Below are 20,600 nucleotides of genomic sequence, written 5' to 3' on the forward strand. Positions count from 1 at the left end.
TAGAATGGCTTGGGTTGTGAAAAAGCAGTCAACACAAGAGGAGCTTGCGAATCGATTCCGAGCTTTAGTAGAAGCAAATGAAATTTTGCAAATTCCAGGTGCTCATGATGCAATGGCAGCTCTTGTTGCGAAAAATACAGGTTTTTCAGCTCTTTATTTATCAGGAGCTGCTTATACTGCAAGTAAAGGCTTACCAGATTTAGGTATCGTGACGTCTACTGAAGTGGCTGAGAGAGCAAGAGATTTAGTAAGAGCTACAGACTTACCTGTTCTTGTTGACATTGATACAGGATTTGGTGGTGTACTAAATGTGGCGAGAACAGCTGTAGAAATGGTGGAAGCGAAAGTAGCAGCTGTCCAAATTGAAGATCAGCAATTACCAAAAAAATGTGGACATTTAAATGGTAAGAAACTTGTTACTACAGAAGAATTGGTTCAAAAAATTAAAGCGATTAAAGAAGTTGCACCGAGCTTATACATTGTAGCACGTACTGATGCTCGTGGCGTTGAAGGATTAGATGAAGCAATTGAAAGAGCAAATGCATATGTAAAAGCAGGTGCAGACGCAATTTTCCCTGAAGCGCTTCAATCAGAGGAAGAATTCCGTCTATTTAATAGTAAGGTAAATGCACCTTTGCTTGCGAATATGACTGAATTCGGAAAAACTCCATATTATAGTGCAGAGGAATTTGCGAATATGGGTTTCCAAATGGTTATTTATCCTGTAACTTCACTTCGCGTTGCAGCGAAAGCGTATGAAAATGTGTTTGCTTTAATTAAAGAAACAGGTTCTCAAAAAGATGCACTTTCTAATATGCAAACGAGAAGTGAATTATACGAAACAATTTCATATCATGACTTTGAAGAGTTAGATACTGGTATTGCAAAAACAGTATTATCAGAAGATCAATAGATAAAGCAGCGAAGGCGATGAAAATACATCTTTGGCAAAATAAAATGCTTGATGTGAAAAATCATCGCCTTCTATTTTCAAAAAAGATATTCCACTCATCGTAGACGAGCATAAGCAAAAAGCTATGAAAGCCGAATGATAGGGGGATACATATGGAGAAAACGAAGTTACCATGGGATGAATTTTTTTCACTTAATAAAGATATAAATCATACTTACTTTACACCAGAAGATTTTTCAGGTGATGAAGATTTAATCGCAAAAACGACAGAACAATTCGTTAAACAAGAAATTGTTCCACAAATGGAGAATATTGAACAACATAACTATAAAGTTTCTCGTCAATTATTTGAGAAAGCTGGGGAACTTGGATTATTAGGCATTGAGGTACCAGAAGATTATGGCGGGTTCGAGTTAGGAAAGGCTGTCTCAGGTCTTGTAGCAGAGAAAATGGGTTACGCTGGTGCGTTTAGCGTTTCTTTTAATATACACGCTGGTGTCGGTACATTGCCTTACATATATTATGGAACGAAAGAGCAAAAAGAAAAATATTTATCGAAAATCGCATCGGGAGAATGGATTGGGGCTTATGCTTTAACAGAGCCAAATGCTGGTTCGGATGCATTAAGTGCAAAAACAAGCGCCGTATTGAATGAAGAGGGAACAGCTTGGAAGTTAAATGGTGAGAAGCAATGGATTACAAATGCTCATATGGCAGATGTATACGTTGTTTTTGCGAAGACAAATAAAGGAATGACAGCGTTTATTGTCGAAAGAACATGTGAAGGTGTATCTATTGGATTAGAAGAAAAGAAAATGGGGATTAAAGGTTCTTCAACAGCGACTCTTATTTTAGAAGATGTTGTCATCCCTGCTGATAATGTTTTAGGGGAAGTTGGGAAAGGGCATCACGTAGCCCTTAATATTCTTAACTTTGCTAGACTTAAACTTGCTTTTGGAAATATTGGAACAGCAAAACAAGCAATTGGTTTGTCGGTTCAATATGGAAAAGAGCGAAAACAGTTCCAAACGGAATTAGTAGACTTTACGATGATTCAAGAGAAAATTGCAAATATGATCATTGCTACATATGGAGCCGAAAGTGCAGCTTATCGTACAGCAGGTGTAATCGATGAAGCAATTCATGAGAGCGATGAAGATCTTATGAAGAAAATGTCCCAATTTGCAATTGAATGTGCACTGAATAAAGTAAATGCTTCTGAAACACTTGCTTATATCGTAGATGAAGCTGTACAAATTCATGGTGGTTACGGTTATATGCAAGAGTATGAGGTAGAACGATTATATCGTGATGCAAGAATTAGTCGTATTTTTGAAGGAACGAACGAAATTAATAGATTAACAGTTGCTAAAATGTTAATGAAACAAATCGAACAATTAGAAGACACTGAAGTAGAAAGTAATGTAGCAAATGTAGAAAGAAACCATCGTTACATTTTATTAGCGAAAAAATTGTTGAAACAATCTTTGAAAACGCTCTCTAAAACTCCAGGCCTAAAAATTGACCAAGAACAAGAATATTCACGTGTAATTTCAAATATGTTGACGGACGTGTACGTCATGGAATCAGCGTTTTTACGTACGAGAAAAGCGGTACGTAAAAATGGAGAGGAAAAAGAACGTACGAAGCAACTAATAACGGATGTTATTTGTGAAGAAGGATACCGTAAAGTAGAAGAAGCGGCGATCTCTGTACTTTCAGCGGCTGTTACAGAAGAACAAGATAGACATGTGATTTTAGCTGAAATCCGTCAATTATTAGTGCCTTTATACACGAACGTATTTACGAAGAAGAGAGAAATTGCGAAAGCTATTATAAATCGCGGGAAATATATTGTGTAAATAGGAGGAAAGCGATATGAAAAAGATTGGTTTTATCGGTTTAGGTAACATGGGCCTTCCAATGTCAAAAAATCTAGTTAAATCAGGTTACACAGTATATGGCGTGGACTTAAATAAAGAGGCGGAAGCGTCCTTTGAAAAAGAAGGCGGAATTATCGGTCTATCAATCTCAAAACTAGCAGAAACATGTGATGTAGTTTTTACAAGTTTACCTTCACCTCGCGCTGTTGAAGCGGTATATTTTGGAGCTGAAGGATTATTTGAAAATGGTCACTCGAATGTAGTTTTCATTGATACAAGTACGGTATCGCCGCAGTTAAACAAACAGTTAGAGGAAGCTGCAAAGGAAAAGAAAGTAGACTTTTTAGCAGCACCTGTGAGCGGTGGTGTAATCGGAGCCGAAAACCGTACATTAACGTTTATGGTTGGTGGATCAAAAGAGGTATATGAGAAAACGGAATCTATCATGGGCGTACTAGGCGCGAACATTTTCCACGTTAGTGAGCAGATTGATAGTGGTACAACTGTTAAGTTAATTAATAACTTATTAATTGGTTTTTATACAGCTGGTGTGAGTGAAGCTTTAACATTAGCGAAAAAGAACAATATGGATTTAGATAAAATGTTTGATATTTTAAATGTAAGTTACGGTCAAAGTAGAATTTATGAACGTAATTATAAAAGTTTTATAGCACCTGAAAACTATGAGCCAGGATTTACTGTGAACTTATTGAAGAAAGATTTAGGATTTGCAGTTGACTTAGCTAAGGAAAGCGAACTCCATTTACCGGTAAGCGAAATGTTATTAAACGTATATGACGAAGCGAGTCAAGCTGGATATGGTGAAAACGATATGGCTGCTTTATATAAGAAAGTTAGCGAGCAATTAATTTCTAATCAAAAATAAATTATACAAAGGAGAGAATACAATGATTACAACTGAAATTAAACGAGTAAAAAATCACATTAACGGTGAGTGGGTTGAATCGACAGGTACGGAAGTAGAAGCAGTTCCAAATCCAGCGACTGGAAAAATTATCGCTTACGTTCCACTATCTCCAAAAGAAGATGTTGAAAAAGCTGTTGAAGCGGCAAAAGCAGCATTCGAAACATGGTCTAAAGTACCAGTTCCAAATCGTTCAAGAAATTTATATAAATATTTACAGCTATTACAAGAAAACAAAGATGAGCTTGCAAAAATCATTACGCTAGAAAATGGTAAAACGCTAACGGATGCAACAGGTGAAGTACAGCGTGGTATTGAAGCGGTAGAACTTGCAACATCTACGCCAAATTTAATGATGGGTCAAGCACTTCCGAATATCGCTAGCGGAATTGATGGATCAATTTGGCGCTACCCAATCGGAGTTGTTGCTGGTATTACGCCGTTTAACTTCCCGATGATGATTCCGTTATGGATGTTCCCACTTGCAATTGCTTGCGGTAATACATTCGTATTAAAAACATCTGAAAGAACGCCACTTTTAGCGGAGCGACTTGTAGAATTATTCTATGAAGCAGGATTCCCAAAAGGCGTATTAAATTTAGTACAAGGCGGAAAAGATGTTGTAAATAGCATTTTAGAAAATAAAGATATTCAGGCTGTCTCGTTCGTTGGCTCTGAGCCGGTAGCACGTTACGTATATGAAACTGGTACGAAACACGGAAAACGTGTACAAGCGTTAGCAGGTGCGAAAAACCATGCGATTGTAATGCCAGATTGCAATCTTGAGAAAACAGTACAAGGTGTAATTGGATCTGCATTTGCAAGTAGTGGAGAGCGCTGCATGGCATGCTCAGTAGTAGCAGTAGTGGATGAAATTGCTGATGAATTCATTGATGTATTAGTAGCAGAAACGAAAAAATTAAAAGTAGGCGATGGCTTTAACGAAGAGAACTATGTTGGACCATTAATCCGTGAATCTCATAAAGAGCGCGTTTTAGGCTACATTAATAGCGGTGTAGCAGATGGGGCAACTTTATTAGTAGATGGCCGTAAAATTAATGAAGAAGTTGGAGAAGGTTACTTTGTAGGTGCGACAATCTTTGATGGCGTGAATCAAGAAATGAAAATTTGGCAAGATGAGATTTTTGCTCCAGTATTAAGCATTGTACGAGTTAAAGATTTAGAAGAAGGTATTAAACTAACAAATCAATCTAAATTTGCAAATGGTGCAGTTATTTATACGTCAAACGGTAAACATGCACAAACGTTCCGTGATAATATCGATGCTGGTATGATCGGTGTAAACGTAAACGTTCCAGCACCAATGGCATTCTTCGCATTTGCAGGAAATAAAGCGTCATTCTTTGGTGATTTAGGTACAAATGGTACAGATGGCGTTCAATTCTATACACGTAAAAAAGTTGTAACTGAGCGCTGGTTTTAATATAAAATAAACAGTCAAATTAGTTATTAAATGAAAACCACCACTATTAATAGTGGTGGTTTTCATCTTGTTAATTACTTTTTTCAAAAGCAAGTTTAATACCAAAACCAATTAAGACGACTCCCGTTAACCCTTGAATATAACGTTGCGTCTTCGGTTTTTTCATAAAAGCACTAATTTTATCAATTAAAAATATATAAAAAGCGAACCAAATGGCTGTTAAAACGAGGTAAGTAAGGCCCATTACGAGTAGTTGGATAAACGTATTATGATTTGGATTTAAAAATTGCGGTAAAAACGTTAAAAAGAATACTGCAACTTTAGGGTTTAATAAATTCGTAAGAAACCCTTGTCGAAAGCAAGAGGTGTGTTCATCTTCATTATTCAAAGATATATCGTTCGTATCAATGCCTTCTTTATTTCTTACTGCTAAAAGTGCTTTAATACCAATATAAATTAAATATAGAGCCCCAACGTACTTGAAAATAGAAAATAAAAGAGCTGACTTTACAATAAGTGCAGAAAGACCAATTACAGCAGCTAAAGTATGAATTAATAGTGCAACACATGTACCAAACACTGTTTTTACTCCGCCGACTTTACCAGCAACTAATGTATTTTTTGTAGCCATTGCTGTATCAGGACCAGGTAAAATAATAAGACAAATAGACATAATGATGAAAAGAAAATAATTTTCAATCATAGTCGCTCCTCCTTTTTTATTTTTAGAATATTTGATTAAAAATAGTGTAGCATATATTTGGATTTAATAAAATTAAATTTTATTAAAAATCATTAAATAAAAAAGGCTATATAGTAGCTGTAATTACACTACTATATAGCTTCGATTTTATACTGCTATTTGCGGGTAGTAAGATTTTCACCGCACAAGATTTAGCTGAAGCAAAGAAGTTAGGTGGGGGATGAACGAGACACCCCCTCATGACAGTTTCATTTTATGCATTAAGTAAGTTAAAGAAACGATTCACATCTTCTTCTGAAACGTCACTTAACTGTTTATATTTATAATTCGGATTTTGATCTTTATCAACGACAACGGAGCGTACTCCTTCGAAGAAATCTTCATGTCTCATGAAATTTTTAGCAAGTATAAGGTCCGTAGCGAAACATTCTTTAACGGATTTATCTTTTCCATCAATAAACTGTTTTAATGTTACTTTTAGTGAAATAGGGGATTTTGATAACAGTGTTTCTTTCGTTTTTAGAGCAAAGGAACTTTCATCTTTCTCCAATGAATGGATGATTTCTTCAATTGTATCGAAAGCAAAATGTGAATTGATTACTTCTATTGAAGGAGCAAGCTCGCTTTCTAAGTTTGGAGCAGTTGCAAATGTACGAATAACTTCTTTTAAATTAGTATGTACATCATCTTCTTTATGCCAATTTACACTTTCAAGTTCAGTAAGAAACTTTGGTAATGAATCAGATGTCATAAAGTAATCAGCAGCATTAATAAATAATACGTCAGAAGCTTTTAAAATAGATGCTGTTAAAGCAACGAATCGTCCTGTATATCCAGGCGCTTTATTTAAGAAATATGCAGCTCCGACGTCTGGGAAGAAGCCGATATTCATCTCTGGCATTGCCCATTTCGTACGCTCAGTTACAATGCGATACTTCGCACCATTTGTAAGACCGACACCACCACCCATTACAATTCCATCTAAACAAGCAATAATCGGTTTTGTATATTGATAAATATATGTATCAATTTCATACTCTTCTTCAAAAAAACGTTCTGCATGTTGCAATGCCACTTCATTGGAACGCGCTTCATAAAGAGTTTTAATGTCGCCGCCTGCACAAAAACCTTTTGTGCCAGCTCCTTTTAACACGATAAGTGCAATACGCTCATCGTGTTCCCATTCTTTCAGTTTTTGTCCGATAGGCTGTAACATGTCATAAGATAAAGAATTAAGTGCTTTTGGACGGTTTAAAGTAATTGTCGCAACGCCGTTTTCACTAACAGAAAATAAAACGTGTTCAGTCATAATGCTTCCTCCCTTACATATCTTCTTATTCTTAATTCTTGATATGTACTGAAATGTCCTTTATAAATTTTGTCAAAAGTTGACGGTAAATATTAATTTGGTCACTGCATATTTTGACGAGTTATCTTTGCAGGATTTCAGAGACTGAGGGGGAATATTACAACATTACTGTAAGTGTAATTATTTGAAGTTATAATGATAAAAGCGCTATTATATAGGTGTGAAATGTTCATTATCAATTCTAAAAGTGTGTTTGAAGAAAAAATAAATCGTACAATTGTAATAAAAAATTTTACACTGAATTAGAAATAGAGAAAGGAGAAATCGGAATGCCAGGACCTTTACTATTGTCGGTTATTATTTTGTCTTTTTTAATGATAGGAATAACGCAGTATTTTCATCATACAGATACGACAGAAGAAGTGAAGGATAAAGTACGTCTCGTATTTCCGATTTTTATAATATCTATTTCATTCTGTATTTTATTAAATAAAGATGGGTACATTGTCGCAGTGTTCTCATTTTTCGTCGCAATCGTTTTAATTACCGTTTTATATTATGTAATGAAAGACTTTATACAAAAATAAAGATGTCATAATAGGCATTTTTATTTTGGGGAAAATATAAAATTTCACATACCGTATTTTATATAAAATACATAAAACATATAACAATAGAAAAGTGTGTACTTTGCTGTGTATGTACTTGTCAATCTTGCATAGCCACTATACTATTAAAATGTAGAGATTATAAAAAGGGGTTGTATCTATCATGAAATTTGAGATGCACACAAAAATTATTTCAAATGAAAAAGAAGTAAGATTACATATTGAAGAAAATATATTTCAATTAATATTGGATGGTTATCACTTATTTACAGTTCAAGAAATATTGCCTTTATATAAATCAAATGAAGAAAGAATTGGAAGTGCAACGATATTGAAGCTAGAGTGGGAGAACGGAAAAACTACAATAAACTATCAACTCGTTTCACTAAAATCAGTAAATTAAAAGGAGTAGAAAAATATGAAGTTATTTCATACAGCGGATTGGCATTTAGGTAAGCTTGTTCATGGCGTGTATATGACTGAAGACCAAAAGATTGTATTAGATCAGTTTGTACAGGCTGTTGAAGAAGAAAAACCAGATGCTGTAATTATTGCAGGGGATTTATATGATCGAGCAATTCCACCTACAGAAGCAGTAGACTTATTAAATGATGTGCTGCAAAAAATAGTTATTGATTTACAAACACCAGTTATTGCAGTAGCTGGTAATCATGATAGTCCGGATCGTATCCATTTTGGAAGTAGTTTAATGAAAAAACAGGGCTTACATATTGCAGGTCAATTTCAATTCCCGTATGAACCTGTTGTACTAAATGATGAATATGGAGAGGTTCACTTCCATCTAATACCGTATGCAGACCCAAGCATAGTGAGGCACGTGTTAAAAAATGAAGACGTACGTTCTCATGATGATGCGATGCGCATTTTTATGAATGAGCTCTCTGAAACGATGGATAAAGAAGCTAGACATGTATTTGTTGGACATGCATTTGTAACTTCTTCAGGAGAAGCGGAGGAGAATACAAGTGATGCAGAACGACCACTTTCAATTGGTGGTGCTGAATATGTAAATAGTCATTATTTTGATAAGTTTCATTACACAGCGCTTGGACATTTACATCAAGCGCATTTCGTACGTAATGAGACGATTCGATATTCAGGTTCACCACTTGCCTATTCAATTTCTGAAGAGAAACATAAAAAAGGTTATTACATTGTAGAACTGAATGAAACTGGTGAAGTAGCAATTGAAAAAAGGTTACTTTCACCACGTCGCAAAATGCGAACAGTAGAAGCGAAAATAGATGAATTATTACAGCACCCAGTAAGTGAAGATTACGTATTTGTAAAATTATTAGACGAAAACCCCGTCTTACAACCAATGGAGAAAATACGATCTGTATATCCAAATGCAATGCACGTTGAAAGAGCGATGCAAAGGCGAGAACTAACAGATACAAATGAAGTAACTGTTTCAAGACATAAAACGGATGATTTATCTCTTTTAAAGGCTTTCTATAAAGAAATGAAAGGGTTAGATTTATCAGAAGAGAAAGAACGCCTATTTATAGATGTATTACAAACAGTGCAAGAACGGGAAGGTGAACGAGGATGAGACCGATTCAGCTTATTATGACAGCATTCGGGCCATATAAACAGAAAGAAGTAATCGATTTTGAAGATCTTGGAGAACATCGTATTTTCGCTATTTCTGGGAATACAGGAGCTGGAAAAACAACGATTTTTGATGCGATTTGTTATGTGTTATATGGTGAGGCTAGTGGAGAAGAACGTAGTGATACGAGCATGCTTCGAAGTCAATTTGCTGATGATAATGTTTATACAAGTGTTGAACTAACCTTTCAGTTAAAAGGGAAACGCTATGAAATAAAACGACAACTTGGACATAAAAAACAAGGGAACAAGACGATCACAGGACATGCAGTAGAATTATATGAAGTAATTGATGAAGAGAAGGTTCCAGCCGTTGATCGTTTTCATGTAACGGATGTAAATAAAAAAGTAGAAGATTTAATTGGTTTAAGTAAACATCAATTTAGCCAAATTGTTATGTTACCCCAAGGGGAATTCCGAAAACTATTAACATCTGAGACGGAAAACAAAGAAGAGATCTTACGTCGTATTTTTAAAACGGATCGTTATAAGTTAATGCGTGAGTTACTTGACCAAAAACGAAAACAATGGAAAGACGTCTTACAAGAAAAGCAGAAAGAGCGAGAGTTATACTTCCGCAATGTTTTTAAATTACCAATCCGTGATGGAGCATTATTAGAGACTTTAGTGGAACAAGAACATGTAAATACGCATCAAGTAGTAGAAGCATTAGAACAAGAAACAGCTGTGTATAAGGCAGAGGTTGAGCAATTACAAGTAGAACAAGATGTTCAAACGAAGCAATTAAAAGATGCTGAAACACGTTTTCATGCAGCGAAATCTGTAAATGATAAATTTATAGATTTACAACAAAAGAATGAGAAATATAACACTTTACAAGAGAACCGTGCAGCAATTGAAAGGAAAGAAAAATTCTTTAAACGTGCGGAACAAGCAAAGCGCTTATTACCATTTGAACAATGGTATGAAGAAGCGATGCAAAATGAGCAGAAAGCTGAAAGTTTGTTAAAACAGATAATTGTCAAACAAGAACAGATAATGAATAGTTTTGAACTTGCTCAGGAGAAGTATGAAGTAGTAAAGAATAAAGAAGCTGAACGAGAAGAGGCTAAAAAACTTGTTCAAAGATTAGAAGAGTTACAAGCGATTATTGCATCATTAGCTGAGAGAAAGTTGAATTTACAAAATGCCGAAATTCAAATAGGGAAATTAAAAGAAAGTATGCAAAAGTTGGATCAACAACTAGAAGAACATACAAACCAAAAACAGAGAATGTCTGATGAAATGCAGCAATTAGAACAAGCACTTGAGCAATATGTAGCTAAAGTGGAAGAACTAACGAATATGCGAGAAGATGCAAAAGTTTTAAAGCAAGCATATGATGTTTGGCAAGAAAAACAAAAATTCGAGCAAGAAAAAGAAGCGGCAAATAATAAAATGCAAGTGGCAGTTCGTGCATATGAAAACATGGAGCGCCGCTGGTTAAGTGAACAAGCTGGTATATTAGCTCGTCATTTACATGACGGTGAATCTTGTCCGGTATGTGGTAGTACGAATCATCCTCAAAAAGCTACAGAGCAAAGTAATGCGATCGATGAAAAAGAGTTAAACGATTTAAGAGATAAGAAGAACATTGCTGAAAAATTCCATGTGCAAGTAGAGGAGAAATGGAATTTCTATCGACTACAATATGAACAAGTGATAGAAGAAGTTGTGAAGCGTGGCTATAACTCCGAAAAATTAGTTGAAACATATAGTGCACTTGTTCAAAAAGGAAAACAATTAGCAGCAGACGTTAATACGTTAAAAGCAAGTGAAGAAACACGTAAGCAGATTGCTGCGAACATGAAAAGCGTAGAAGAAAAAATAGAAGAACTTCAGAAACAAAAACGAGAAGTGGAAACAATGCAGCACCGTACAGAAATCGAGTGTATGCAACTTCGTACGTCATATGAACATGATAAACGAAATATTCCAGAAAACTTACAAACAGTACAAGCTTGGAAAGCACAGTTTAATCAAGCTATGCAGGAACTTAGGTTAATGGAGGACGAATGGAAGAAAGTCCAGGAAGCGTATCAGCATTGGCAAAATGAAAATATACGTATTCAAGCTGAACAAAAAGGTGCTTCTAATCAATTTGAAAGTGCAAAATTAAAGAAAGAAGAGACTTTCGCACGCTTTATGAAAGAGCTAGAACAAAGCGGGTTTACAGATCAATTCACGTATAAAGAAGCCAAATTAAGCGATGCCGAGATGGAGATGTTACAAAAAGAAATTCAAGGTTATTATTCATCGCTTGAAGTACTTGCAAAACAAATTGAAGAGTTAAACTCAGAATTAAAAGATAAAGAGTATATGGATATTACATCTTTAGGTGAACACATAAAAGATCTAGAAATTAATCTCGATATAATTAAAGAAAAACGTCAACGTGCGCAAAATGCGGTAACATATATTTCTGATTTACATGAAAACATTAGACGTATTGACGAACAAATTCACGAGGAAGAAAAAGCCTTCCAAGAACTAGTTGATTTATATGAAGTAATGAAAGGTGATAACGAAAGTCGTATATCATTTGAACGTTACATCTTAATTGAGTATTTAGAACAAATTGTTCAAATCGCAAACGAACGACTACGTAAATTATCAAATGGACAATTTTATTTAAAACGAAGTGAGCGAGTTGAAAAAAGAAACCGCCAAAGTGGATTAGGTTTAGATGTGTACGATGCATACACTGGCCAAACGCGCGATGTAAAAACATTATCCGGCGGAGAGAAATTTAACGCATCACTTTGCCTAGCGCTAGGAATGGCAGATGTCATTCAAGCATATGAAGGCGGTATTTCCATCGAAACGATGTTCATCGATGAAGGGTTCGGTTCATTAGATGAAGAATCATTAACGAAAGCAGTAGATGCCTTAATTGACCTACAAAAATCAGGCCGATTTATCGGTGTCATTTCACACGTACAAGAGCTGAAAAACGCAATGCCAGCTGTATTAGAAGTAACGAAGCAGAAAGATGGATGTAGTCAGACTAGGTTTGTGGTGAAGTAAGCTTAGAGAATGGAGTAGGGAATCTACCGATACTTTTAGTCTCGTATGTAATAAAATAAAACGTCGTCTCTTCATTGGAGACGACGTTTTATTTATATATCTATGAATTATCGGAAGAAGGCGGCGTATTCTCCAAACGATTATAAGCTTGAAAAGCTGAAATTGCCGATATAGCCCCGCCTACTAAAAATAAAGTCGATCCTCCAACTAAGATGATATGACTGACATATGTTTCCGGTGCTTCTTCGACTTCTTCTTGTAACGCTGTAGGCATATGAATTCCCCTTTATAAAAGTTGCTTTATTTCGCTATTTGCCGTGCAGTAAGACGCCCATCTCAAAATTCAGCGGAAGCAAAGAAATTATGAGGGGGGCAGGTTGCCCGTAAAAGCACGATTGGTGAGGGCTGATTAAAGTTTTACTTTATAAATAGTATATACAAACGCCTAAAATGTGTTAAAATAACTGATGATTTTATGCAGTGAGTAATTAGATGAGTAGGATGCGAGTGGCTAAATAAATCTTCATCACAAATTTATGTGAACTTCACATAGAGCACATATTAACATTGTATTATGTATATGTACCAAATAAATAAATAAAGTGAATGTAAGTTCTGTTTTCAAAAATTTAAAATCCTTTTATTTCTATATAAAAGTTTTAATCAAGGGTTTTAAAAAATTTGGAAATAGATCTTATGAATATGGAATTCATATAAAAGGGGAATGTCTTATGACAACATATACGAGTGAAATGAGAAAAACTTTAGTTTCAGAAGAAGATGTAGATATTTTAAAAATTATGGCGCATCCAATCCGACTGCAAATTGTAAATGAATTAAGTACGAGAAAAACTTGTAATGTAACACAATTAACAGAGTTACTGAATATTCCGCAATCTACTGTTTCACAACATTTATCAAAAATGAAGGGTAAAGTGTTACGAGCAGAGAGAAGAGGTTTAGAAATTTATTATCATATTAACAATTTAAAAGCGAGTAAGATTGTTAATGTTTTAGGGTATATAAACTAGTGAAATATTTTTATATAAAATAGCCCCTGCTGTTGAGCAGGGGCTATTTTGTGTTGTTTTATGTATTTGTATTTAAAACTTTATAGTTTTTATGATTTACAATTGTTCGATCAAATTCAAAAGTACCACCGCTTACATTTGTAATTTCAACTAAGACCGATTCAGTATAAAGTTTTAATACAGATCCTGTAATCTTTAAATTATTTCGTTGAAAAAGTATAGTATCCCCTATGTTTGCTTTCATAGTACCTCCTCATTAAAGACAGAAATTTTTTTATTATATATATTAAACCACGGATAGATATATTAGTGAATATTTAGTTTTATTTATCAAAAAAATATTTGTTGTCTATGTGTGCAGAATTAAAAGAGGTTTTAACAAGACGTATTAAAAATGCTTTCATTATGATGGAATTTGTTTGTTAAATTGTAAAATTTTAATAAACAATTATAAGCGTATAAAGAAAGTCAGGCTTTTGAATTGACTTAATAAAACCGTTTCTTTAATAAATAGTTTTTTGTATTTCGTCCTTCATTTTCTGTAACTGATTCCATGTTTTTGACGCTCTATCTTGTAAGTGCTTACATAAATGAAAACATCTTATACAATGAAGGTGTCAAATCAAAAGAGGTGACCAAAATGAACATAAAAAAAGTAAATTTAGCGAATAGCATTGAAATAGAAAGAGGGGGCGGAAAGATATGAAAAAATCAACTGTTAATCCATGGCTTGTTGTCCTTGGCACAGTTATAGTACAGATGGGGCTTGGGACGATATATACATGGAGTTTATTCAATCAGCCTTTAGTTAGTAAATATGGTTGGAGTCTTAACGCTGTTGCGATAACTTTCTCAATTACTAGTCTTTCTTTAGCATTTTCAACTTTATTTGCGAGTAAATTGCAAGAAAAATGGGGACTTCGTAAACTTATTATGATAGCTGGATTAGCATTAGGACTAGGATTAATACTTAGTTCACAAGCATCCTCACTAATATTATTTTATGTACTAGCGGGAGTTGTTGTAGGTTATGCAGATGGTACAGCATATATCACTTCACTATCAAATTTAATAAAGTGGTTTCCAGAGCGTAAAGGTTTAATTGCTGGTATTTCTGTCTCTGCATATGGTTCAGGTAGCTTAATCTTTAAATACGTTAACGCACAGTTGATTGAATCAGTTGGTGTATCCCAAGCATTTATATACTGGGGTTTAATTGTTACAGCTATGATTGTAATTGGTGCTTGTTTAATCCATCAAGCTGCAGATCAAGGAGCAGTTCATGAAACAAAAACTAAGGAATACACAACGAAAGAAATGTTAGGCACAAAACAAGTATACTTATTATTTATCATGTTATTTACATCATGTATGAGTGGCTTATACTTAATTGGTATGGTAAAAGACATTGGTGTTCAACTTGTAGGACTTAGCGCAGCAACAGCAGCTAATGCGGTGGCTATGGTTGCAATCTTCAATACATTAGGTCGTATCATTTTAGGACCGTTATCGGATAAAATTGGGCGTTTAAAAATCGTTACTGGTACTTTTGTTGTTATGGCTAGTTCAGTCTTAGTTCTAAGTTTTGTAGATTTAAATTATGGTATTTACTTCGTATGTGTAGCAAGTGTAGCGTTTTGCTTTGGTGGAAATATCACTATTTTCCCAGCTATTGTTGGTGATTTCTTCGGTATGAAAAACCATAGTAAGAACTACGGAATTGTGTATCAAGGATTTGGATTTGGGGCGCTTGCAGGTTCCTTTATCGGTGCACTTCTAGGTGGATTCAAACCAACGTTCATGGTAATAGGTGTATTATGTGTCGTGTCATTCATTATCGCAATTTTAATTCAAGCACCTAAACAGAAAAAAGAAAAAGAAGAAGAGTATCGCAGCGTAGCATAAGTATACAAATCTTCTATAACAATATGATTACGAAAAAGCATCCTATTCTATTAATTAGGATGCTTTTTTTATGAGTTATTTTAACAAGATTAAATTACTTTTGTGATTTTCATAGATGTAAAAGTGAGTGAAATGCCTATTTGGATTATATTGAAATATAATAAATTGATACATCGTATTCGAAATATATATTAAATCTTAAATGACAAAAAAGATATTCATTAATATTTGTAAGATATATTTTCAGAAAAATATTGAGAAAATATATACTTGAGTTTTTCATAAAGCATTGTAAATGAACGTACCTCTAGTTTAGGTTCTTCAATTTTAAAAAGAGGACTTTGAATTTTATTTAAAATATAAGTACTTTTAATGCGTTTACATATGATTTTATTAAGAAGCATTAAAATGCTTTATCTGAAAAATAAAAAAAGATTGACAAGTTTATTGAGAAACATTATCATTTAGGTGCAAGATAGTAAATGAAAAACATTATCAATAAAATGGATTTTAAAGTAATGCGCACTTGACCAATTAGTTTAGTAAGTGTATTATTTTTTACAACACAACTGATAATGAAAATCAATATCATCGGTGTTACTTAATGAAATTAATGTTTATGTGAAAGGATAGAGAAAATGAACTTAGGGGAATTTGATGGGCAAACAGTTTTAGTAACAGGTGCAGCACAAGGCATAGGCAGTGTCGTTGCCAAAATGTTTTTAGAAAGAGGAGCCAAAGTTATTGCGGTTGATCAAAATGAAGAGGGGTTAAATGTACTCTTAAATCAAAATGAATTAAATAATACACGTATGAAAACGTTTCGTTTAGATGTGAGTGATAGCGCCGCTGTTGAAGACATGGTAAATCATATTACAAATGAAATAGCGCCAATAGATATTTTAATAAATGTTGCAGGGGTTTTACGTATGGGACCAATTCATTCGTTAAGTGATGAAGATTGGAATAAAACATTCTCTGTAAATACGACAGGGGTTTTCAATATGTCCCGAGCGGTAAGTAAAAATATGATGTTAAGAAAATCGGGGGCAATTGTTACAGTCGGTTCAAATGCGGCAAATACGCCAAGAATGGAGATGGCTGCGTATGCTGCGTCAAAGGCCGCAACGACGATGTTTATGAAATGTTTAGGACTAGAGCTTGCGGCATACAATATACGCTGCAACTTAGTTTCTCCAGGTTCTACTGAAACTGAGATGCAAAGATTACTATGGGCTGATGAGAATGGAGCTAAAAATATAATTGCTGGTTCTCAAAATACATATAGACTCGGAATTCCATTACAAAAAATTGCACAACCTTCAGAAGTTGCTGAAGCAGTGTTATTTTTAGCCTCAGATAGAGCGAGTCATATTACAATGCACAATTTATGTGTCGATGGCGGTGCTACGTTAGGAGTTTAATAAAAATTCAGGAGGTTATTATATTATGAATGAACATATAGCTGTAAAGGAATTGTCAGAAAAACTTTTAGATGATTATAAGACTGAATCTTCATTCTTTTTCGCTTCACCAACTCGAACGATATTAACAGAAGGAGAGTTTACTACAGTAAAGCATCGTGAAATTGAAAGTTTCCCAGAGCTTGTGCAAACGACATTAAGTAATGCGAAACAAGCTGGAAATCCAAATCCTATCGTTGTGGGTGCTTTGCCATTTGATCGTAGAAAAGAAGTCCAACTCATCGTACCAGAATATAGCAGAATTTCTGAGCGGTTACAATTGGATACAACAAATCAGCTTGAAACAAATGAGAACGCAACATTTGAAATGACGCCAATGCCAGACCCTGAAGTTTATATGAATGGTGTGAAGCAAGGAATTGAAAAAATACAGGACGGTGATTTAAAGAAAATCGTTCTATCCAGATCGTTAGATGTTAAATCTTCCGAAAAGATTGATAAGCAAAAACTTCTGCGAGAATTAGCAGAGCATAATAAGCATGGTTATACATTTGCTGTGAATTTACCGAAAGATGAAAAGGAGAACAGTAAAACGCTAATTGGAGCAAGCCCTGAATTACTTATTTCACGTAATGGTATGCAAGTTATTTCTAACCCGTTAGCTGGTTCAAGGCCACGTAGTGAGGACCCAGTAGAAGATAAAAGAAGAGCAGAGGAATTACTTTCTTCTCCAAAAGATTTACATGAACATGCGGTAGTAGTGGAAGCGGTTGCCGCTGCACTTCGTCCGTATTGTCATACATTACATGTTCCAGAAAAGCCATCAGTTATTCATAGTGAAGCGATGTGGCATTTGTCTACAGAAGTGAAAGGTGAACTTAAGGATCCAAATACTTCTTCTTTACAATTAGCAATTGCCCTTCATCCTACGCCAGCAGTTTGCGGAACTCCGATGGAAAAAGCAAGAGAGGCTATACAGCATATTGAGCCATTTGACCGCGAGTTCTTTACAGGAATGCTAGGATGGAGCGATTTAAATGGAGATGGAGAATGGATTGTTACAATTCGTTGTGCTGAAGTACAAGAAAATACACTTCGTTTATATGCAGGAGCTGGAGTTGTTGCTGAGTCAAAACCAGAAGATGAGTTAGCAGAAACATCAGCTAAGTTCCAAACAATGCTAAAAGCTTTAGGGTTAAGAGATAGTTCACTTAATGAAAAATAGGGGGAAGAAAGAATGCTAGTAGGTTATACAGAATGGCCAAAAGAATTTGCCGATCGTTACCGAGAAGCAGGATGTTGGCTTGGTGAAACATTTGGAGGAGTGTTAAGAGAGCGAGCTGAGAAATATGGAAATCAAATCGCGGTTGTAAGCGGTAAGACGCATATAACGTACAGTGAACTTAATAAAAAGGTAGATCGTTTAGCAGCAGGTTTACTGAATTTAGGAATAAAGAAAGAGGACAGAGTTGTAATCCAGTTACCTAACATTATCGAGTTTTTCGAAATATGTTTTGCGCTATTTAGAATTGGAGCGCTTCCTGTCTTTGCACTACCTTCACATCGAAGCAGTGAAATTAGTTATTTTTGTGAGTTTGGCGAGGCGAGCGCTTACGTTATTTCAGATAAGGCTCTTGGTTTTGATTATCGAAAACTAGCAAGAGAAGTGAAAGAGAAAGTGCCAAATTTACAACAAGTCATTGTAGTGGGAGAAGAAGAAGAATTTGTGAACATAAATGATCTGTATATGGATCCCGTCTCATTACCAGAAGTTCAGCCAAGTGATGTTGCGTTTCTCCAATTATCAGGAGGGACAACAGGACTTTCTAAATTAATTCCTCGAACGCATGATGATTATATTTATAGTTTACGTGTTAGCGCTGAAATTTGTAATTTAAGTGCAGAGAGTGTCTATATGGCCGTTCTTCCAGTAGCACATAATTACCCGATGAGCTCTCCTGGAACATTTGGAACTTTCTATGCAGGTGGAAAAGTTGTGCTGGCAACTGGGGGTAGTCCGGATGAGGCATTTGCACTTATCGAAAAAGAAAAAGTTACGATTACTGCTCTCGTACCGCCATTAGCAATGATATGGCTTGACGCTGCATCTTCTCGTAATGCTGATTTATCGAGTCTAGAGGTTATTCAAGTAGGTGGTGCTAAGTTTAGTGCTGAGGTTGCAAAACGTATACGCCCTACATTTGGATGTACGTTACAGCAAGTATTTGGTATGGCGGAAGGATTAGTGAACTATACAAGATTAGACGATCCGGAAGAAATTATTATTCATACACAAGGTAGACCAATGTCTGCACTCGATGAAGTACGAGTTGTTGATGAAAATGACAACGATGTAAAACCTGGCGAAGTAGGTAGTTTATTAACACGAGGTCCATATACAATTCGTGGTTACTATAAAGCCGAAGAGCATAATGCCCGATCATTTACAAAGGATGGGTTTTATCGCACAGGTGATCTTGTAAAAGTAAATGAACAAGGATACATCATTGTAGAAGGAAGGGATAAAGATCAAATTAACCGTGGTGGTGAGAAAGTTGCTGCGGAAGAAGTTGAAAATCATCTATTAGCACACGATGCGGTCCATGACGTAGCAATTGTATCTATGCCTGACGATTATTTAGGTGAACGCACCTGTGCTTTTGTTATAGCTCGCGGACAAGTTCCAGCAGTAAGTGAATTAAAAATGTTTTTAAGAGAACGTGGTATAGCGGCTTATAAAATTCCAGATCGAATTGAATTTATTGAATCATTCCCGCAAACAGGAGTCGGAAAAGTCAGCAAAAAGGAACTACGTAAAGTCATTGCTGAAAAACTTATTACAGTAAAACAATAATAAAAACCGGAAGGAAGTGATTAGATGGCTATCCCATCTATTTCAGTATATAAAATGCCAATTGAATCAGAACTACCAAAAAATAAAGTGAATTGGACACCAGATCCGAAACGTGCAGTACTTTTAATTCATGACATGCAAGAATATTTTCTTGATGCATATAGCGATAAAGAATCACCAAAAGTAGAACTTATTTCAAATATTAAAATGATAAGAGAAAAATGTAAGGAACTTGGTATACCAGTTGTTTATACAGCACAACCTGGTGGACAAACGTTGGAACAACGAGGTTTATTACAAGACTTTTGGGGTGACGGTATACCTGCTGGACCAGATAAAAAGAAAATTGTTGATGAACTTACTCCTGATGAGGATGATATATTCCTAACAAAATGGAGATATAGTGCATTTAAAAAGACAAATCTATTAGAAATTTTAAATGAACAAGGAAGAAATCAACTCATTATTTGCGGTATTTATGCGCATATTGGCTGTCTTTTAACAGCTTGTGAAGCATTTATGGATGGTATAGAGCCGTTCTTTGTAGCAGATGCAGTTGCTGATTTTTCACTAGAGCATCATAAACAAGCATTGGAGTATGCATCTAATAGATGTGCAGTAACGACATCAACAAACCTACTGTTAAACGATTTACAAAGTGTAAAAGATGATGAGAGTGAAGGAATCACTATACAGGAAGTGCATGAACTAGTTGCACAACTACTTCGTGAGCCAGTAGAGAGTATTGATATTGATGAGGACTTATTAAATAGAGGGCTTGATTCGGTCAGAATTATGAGTTTAGTAGAGAAGTGGCGTCGTGAAGGGAAAGAAATCACTTTTGCAGATTTAGCAGAACGTCCAACTGTTGCAGGTTGGTACAGTTTACTATCTTCACAAACAGCACAGGTGCTGTAACAAATAGACTACATAATAAAG

Annotated in this window: 18 protein-coding genes; 14 read left to right on the plus strand and 4 right to left on the minus strand. The window is 35.1% G+C overall.

Translation table 11 applies throughout. From position 1 onward, the window contains the following. Window positions 1–4: 4 nt before the first annotated feature. The 4 genes from prpB to ACTFRH_RS07875 all read left to right on the plus strand — a co-directional run bounded on the left by prpB (window position 5) and on the right by ACTFRH_RS07875 (window position 5,165). Window positions 5–913 carry a methylisocitrate lyase gene (gene prpB / locus ACTFRH_RS07860; RefSeq protein WP_000312639.1) on the plus strand — a complete coding sequence of 303 codons (909 nt, stop codon included), beginning with the start codon at window positions 5–7 and terminating at the stop codon, window positions 911–913. 152 nt (window positions 914–1,065) lie between these two features. Continuing rightward, window positions 1,066–2,775, plus strand: a complete 1,710-nt coding sequence (locus ACTFRH_RS07865; protein WP_000416006.1) for an acyl-CoA dehydrogenase family protein — start codon at window positions 1,066–1,068, stop codon at window positions 2,773–2,775. A 16-nt stretch (window positions 2,776–2,791) separates the two neighbouring features. Next, the gene (locus ACTFRH_RS07870; protein ID WP_000719411.1) at window positions 2,792–3,682 is read left to right on the plus strand and encodes an NAD(P)-dependent oxidoreductase; all 891 of its coding nucleotides are present in this window, start codon (window positions 2,792–2,794) and stop codon (window positions 3,680–3,682) included. Between the two features lie 22 nt (window positions 3,683–3,704). After that, a complete protein-coding gene (locus ACTFRH_RS07875) occupies window positions 3,705–5,165 on the plus strand; it encodes a CoA-acylating methylmalonate-semialdehyde dehydrogenase (RefSeq protein ID WP_000633347.1) in 1,461 nt (486 codons plus the stop codon). Between the two features lie 70 nt (window positions 5,166–5,235). Here the strand turns inward: ACTFRH_RS07875 and ACTFRH_RS07880 are convergent, their stop codons facing one another. Beyond that, on the minus strand, window positions 5,236–5,868 hold the full coding sequence (locus ACTFRH_RS07880) for a LysE family translocator (protein WP_000572334.1): 633 nt from the start codon (window positions 5,866–5,868) through the stop codon (window positions 5,236–5,238). Between the two features lie 253 nt (window positions 5,869–6,121). Further along, complete coding sequence (locus tag ACTFRH_RS07885) at window positions 6,122–7,177, minus strand: enoyl-CoA hydratase/isomerase family protein (RefSeq protein ID WP_000134923.1); 1,056 nt, start codon at window positions 7,175–7,177, stop codon at window positions 6,122–6,124. Between the two features lie 329 nt (window positions 7,178–7,506). On the opposite strand from ACTFRH_RS07885, the gene ACTFRH_RS07890 reads away from it, so the two are divergent. The 4 genes from ACTFRH_RS07890 (at window position 7,507) to ACTFRH_RS07905 (ending at window position 12,447) form a co-directional block, all read left to right on the plus strand. Further along, window positions 7,507–7,764: a hypothetical protein gene (locus ACTFRH_RS07890; protein WP_001119404.1), complete on the plus strand. Its 258-nt coding sequence runs from the start codon at window positions 7,507–7,509 to the stop codon at window positions 7,762–7,764. Between the two features lie 184 nt (window positions 7,765–7,948). Beyond that, window positions 7,949–8,188, plus strand: a complete 240-nt coding sequence (locus ACTFRH_RS07895; RefSeq protein ID WP_000667346.1) for a DUF2584 family protein — start codon at window positions 7,949–7,951, stop codon at window positions 8,186–8,188. 15 nt (window positions 8,189–8,203) lie between these two features. Beyond that, window positions 8,204–9,361, plus strand: a complete 1,158-nt coding sequence (locus ACTFRH_RS07900; protein ID WP_000765150.1) for an exonuclease SbcCD subunit D — start codon at window positions 8,204–8,206, stop codon at window positions 9,359–9,361. Beyond that, a complete protein-coding gene (locus tag ACTFRH_RS07905) occupies window positions 9,358–12,447 on the plus strand; it encodes an AAA family ATPase (RefSeq protein ID WP_001247455.1) in 3,090 nt (1,029 codons plus the stop codon). The genes ACTFRH_RS07900 and ACTFRH_RS07905 overlap by 4 nt, the downstream gene beginning before the upstream one ends. A 100-nt stretch (window positions 12,448–12,547) precedes the next feature. Here ACTFRH_RS07905 and ACTFRH_RS07910 read toward each other — a convergent pair whose 3' ends face one another. Continuing rightward, the gene (locus ACTFRH_RS07910; RefSeq protein WP_001141665.1) at window positions 12,548–12,721 is read right to left on the minus strand and encodes a hypothetical protein; all 174 of its coding nucleotides are present in this window, start codon (window positions 12,719–12,721) and stop codon (window positions 12,548–12,550) included. A gap of 457 nt (window positions 12,722–13,178) precedes the next feature. On the opposite strand from ACTFRH_RS07910, the gene ACTFRH_RS07915 reads away from it, so the two are divergent. Next, the gene (locus tag ACTFRH_RS07915) at window positions 13,179–13,478 is read left to right on the plus strand and encodes an ArsR/SmtB family transcription factor (RefSeq protein ID WP_000214801.1); all 300 of its coding nucleotides are present in this window, start codon (window positions 13,179–13,181) and stop codon (window positions 13,476–13,478) included. 58 nt (window positions 13,479–13,536) lie between these two features. On the opposite strand, the gene ACTFRH_RS07920 is transcribed toward ACTFRH_RS07915, so the two are convergent. Then, window positions 13,537–13,722 (minus strand): YkvS family protein, encoded by a 186-nt coding sequence (locus tag ACTFRH_RS07920; protein ID WP_000646581.1) that lies wholly within the window; start codon window positions 13,720–13,722, stop codon window positions 13,537–13,539. A 458-nt stretch (window positions 13,723–14,180) separates the two neighbouring features. Here ACTFRH_RS07920 and ACTFRH_RS07925 point away from each other — a divergent pair, with 458 nt between their 5' ends. The 5 genes from ACTFRH_RS07925 (at window position 14,181) to ACTFRH_RS07945 (ending at window position 20,579) form a co-directional block, all read left to right on the plus strand. Then, window positions 14,181–15,383, plus strand: a complete 1,203-nt coding sequence (locus ACTFRH_RS07925) for an L-lactate MFS transporter (protein ID WP_000750121.1) — start codon at window positions 14,181–14,183, stop codon at window positions 15,381–15,383. A 638-nt stretch (window positions 15,384–16,021) separates the two neighbouring features. Then, window positions 16,022–16,807, plus strand: a complete 786-nt coding sequence (gene dhbA / locus ACTFRH_RS07930) for a 2,3-dihydro-2,3-dihydroxybenzoate dehydrogenase (protein WP_001048435.1) — start codon at window positions 16,022–16,024, stop codon at window positions 16,805–16,807. Window positions 16,808–16,832: 25 nt separating this feature from the next. After that, entirely contained in the window at window positions 16,833–18,032 is a 1,200-nt protein-coding gene (gene dhbC / locus ACTFRH_RS07935) for an isochorismate synthase DhbC (RefSeq protein WP_001002065.1), read from the plus strand. A gap of 12 nt (window positions 18,033–18,044) precedes the next feature. Continuing rightward, window positions 18,045–19,661, plus strand: coding sequence for a (2,3-dihydroxybenzoyl)adenylate synthase (locus tag ACTFRH_RS07940; RefSeq protein ID WP_000960122.1), 1,617 nt, complete (start codon window positions 18,045–18,047; stop codon window positions 19,659–19,661). Between the two features lie 24 nt (window positions 19,662–19,685). Then, window positions 19,686–20,579: an isochorismatase family protein gene (locus ACTFRH_RS07945; RefSeq protein WP_001007263.1), complete on the plus strand. Its 894-nt coding sequence runs from the start codon at window positions 19,686–19,688 to the stop codon at window positions 20,577–20,579. Window positions 20,580–20,600: the final 21 nt, after the last annotated feature.

Origin of the sequence: Bacillus cereus group sp. MYBK216-1 (assembly GCF_051916495.1) — a bacterium.
In the GTDB taxonomy this organism is placed as follows: Bacteria; Bacillota; Bacilli; order Bacillales; family Bacillaceae_G; genus Bacillus_A; species Bacillus_A thuringiensis_K.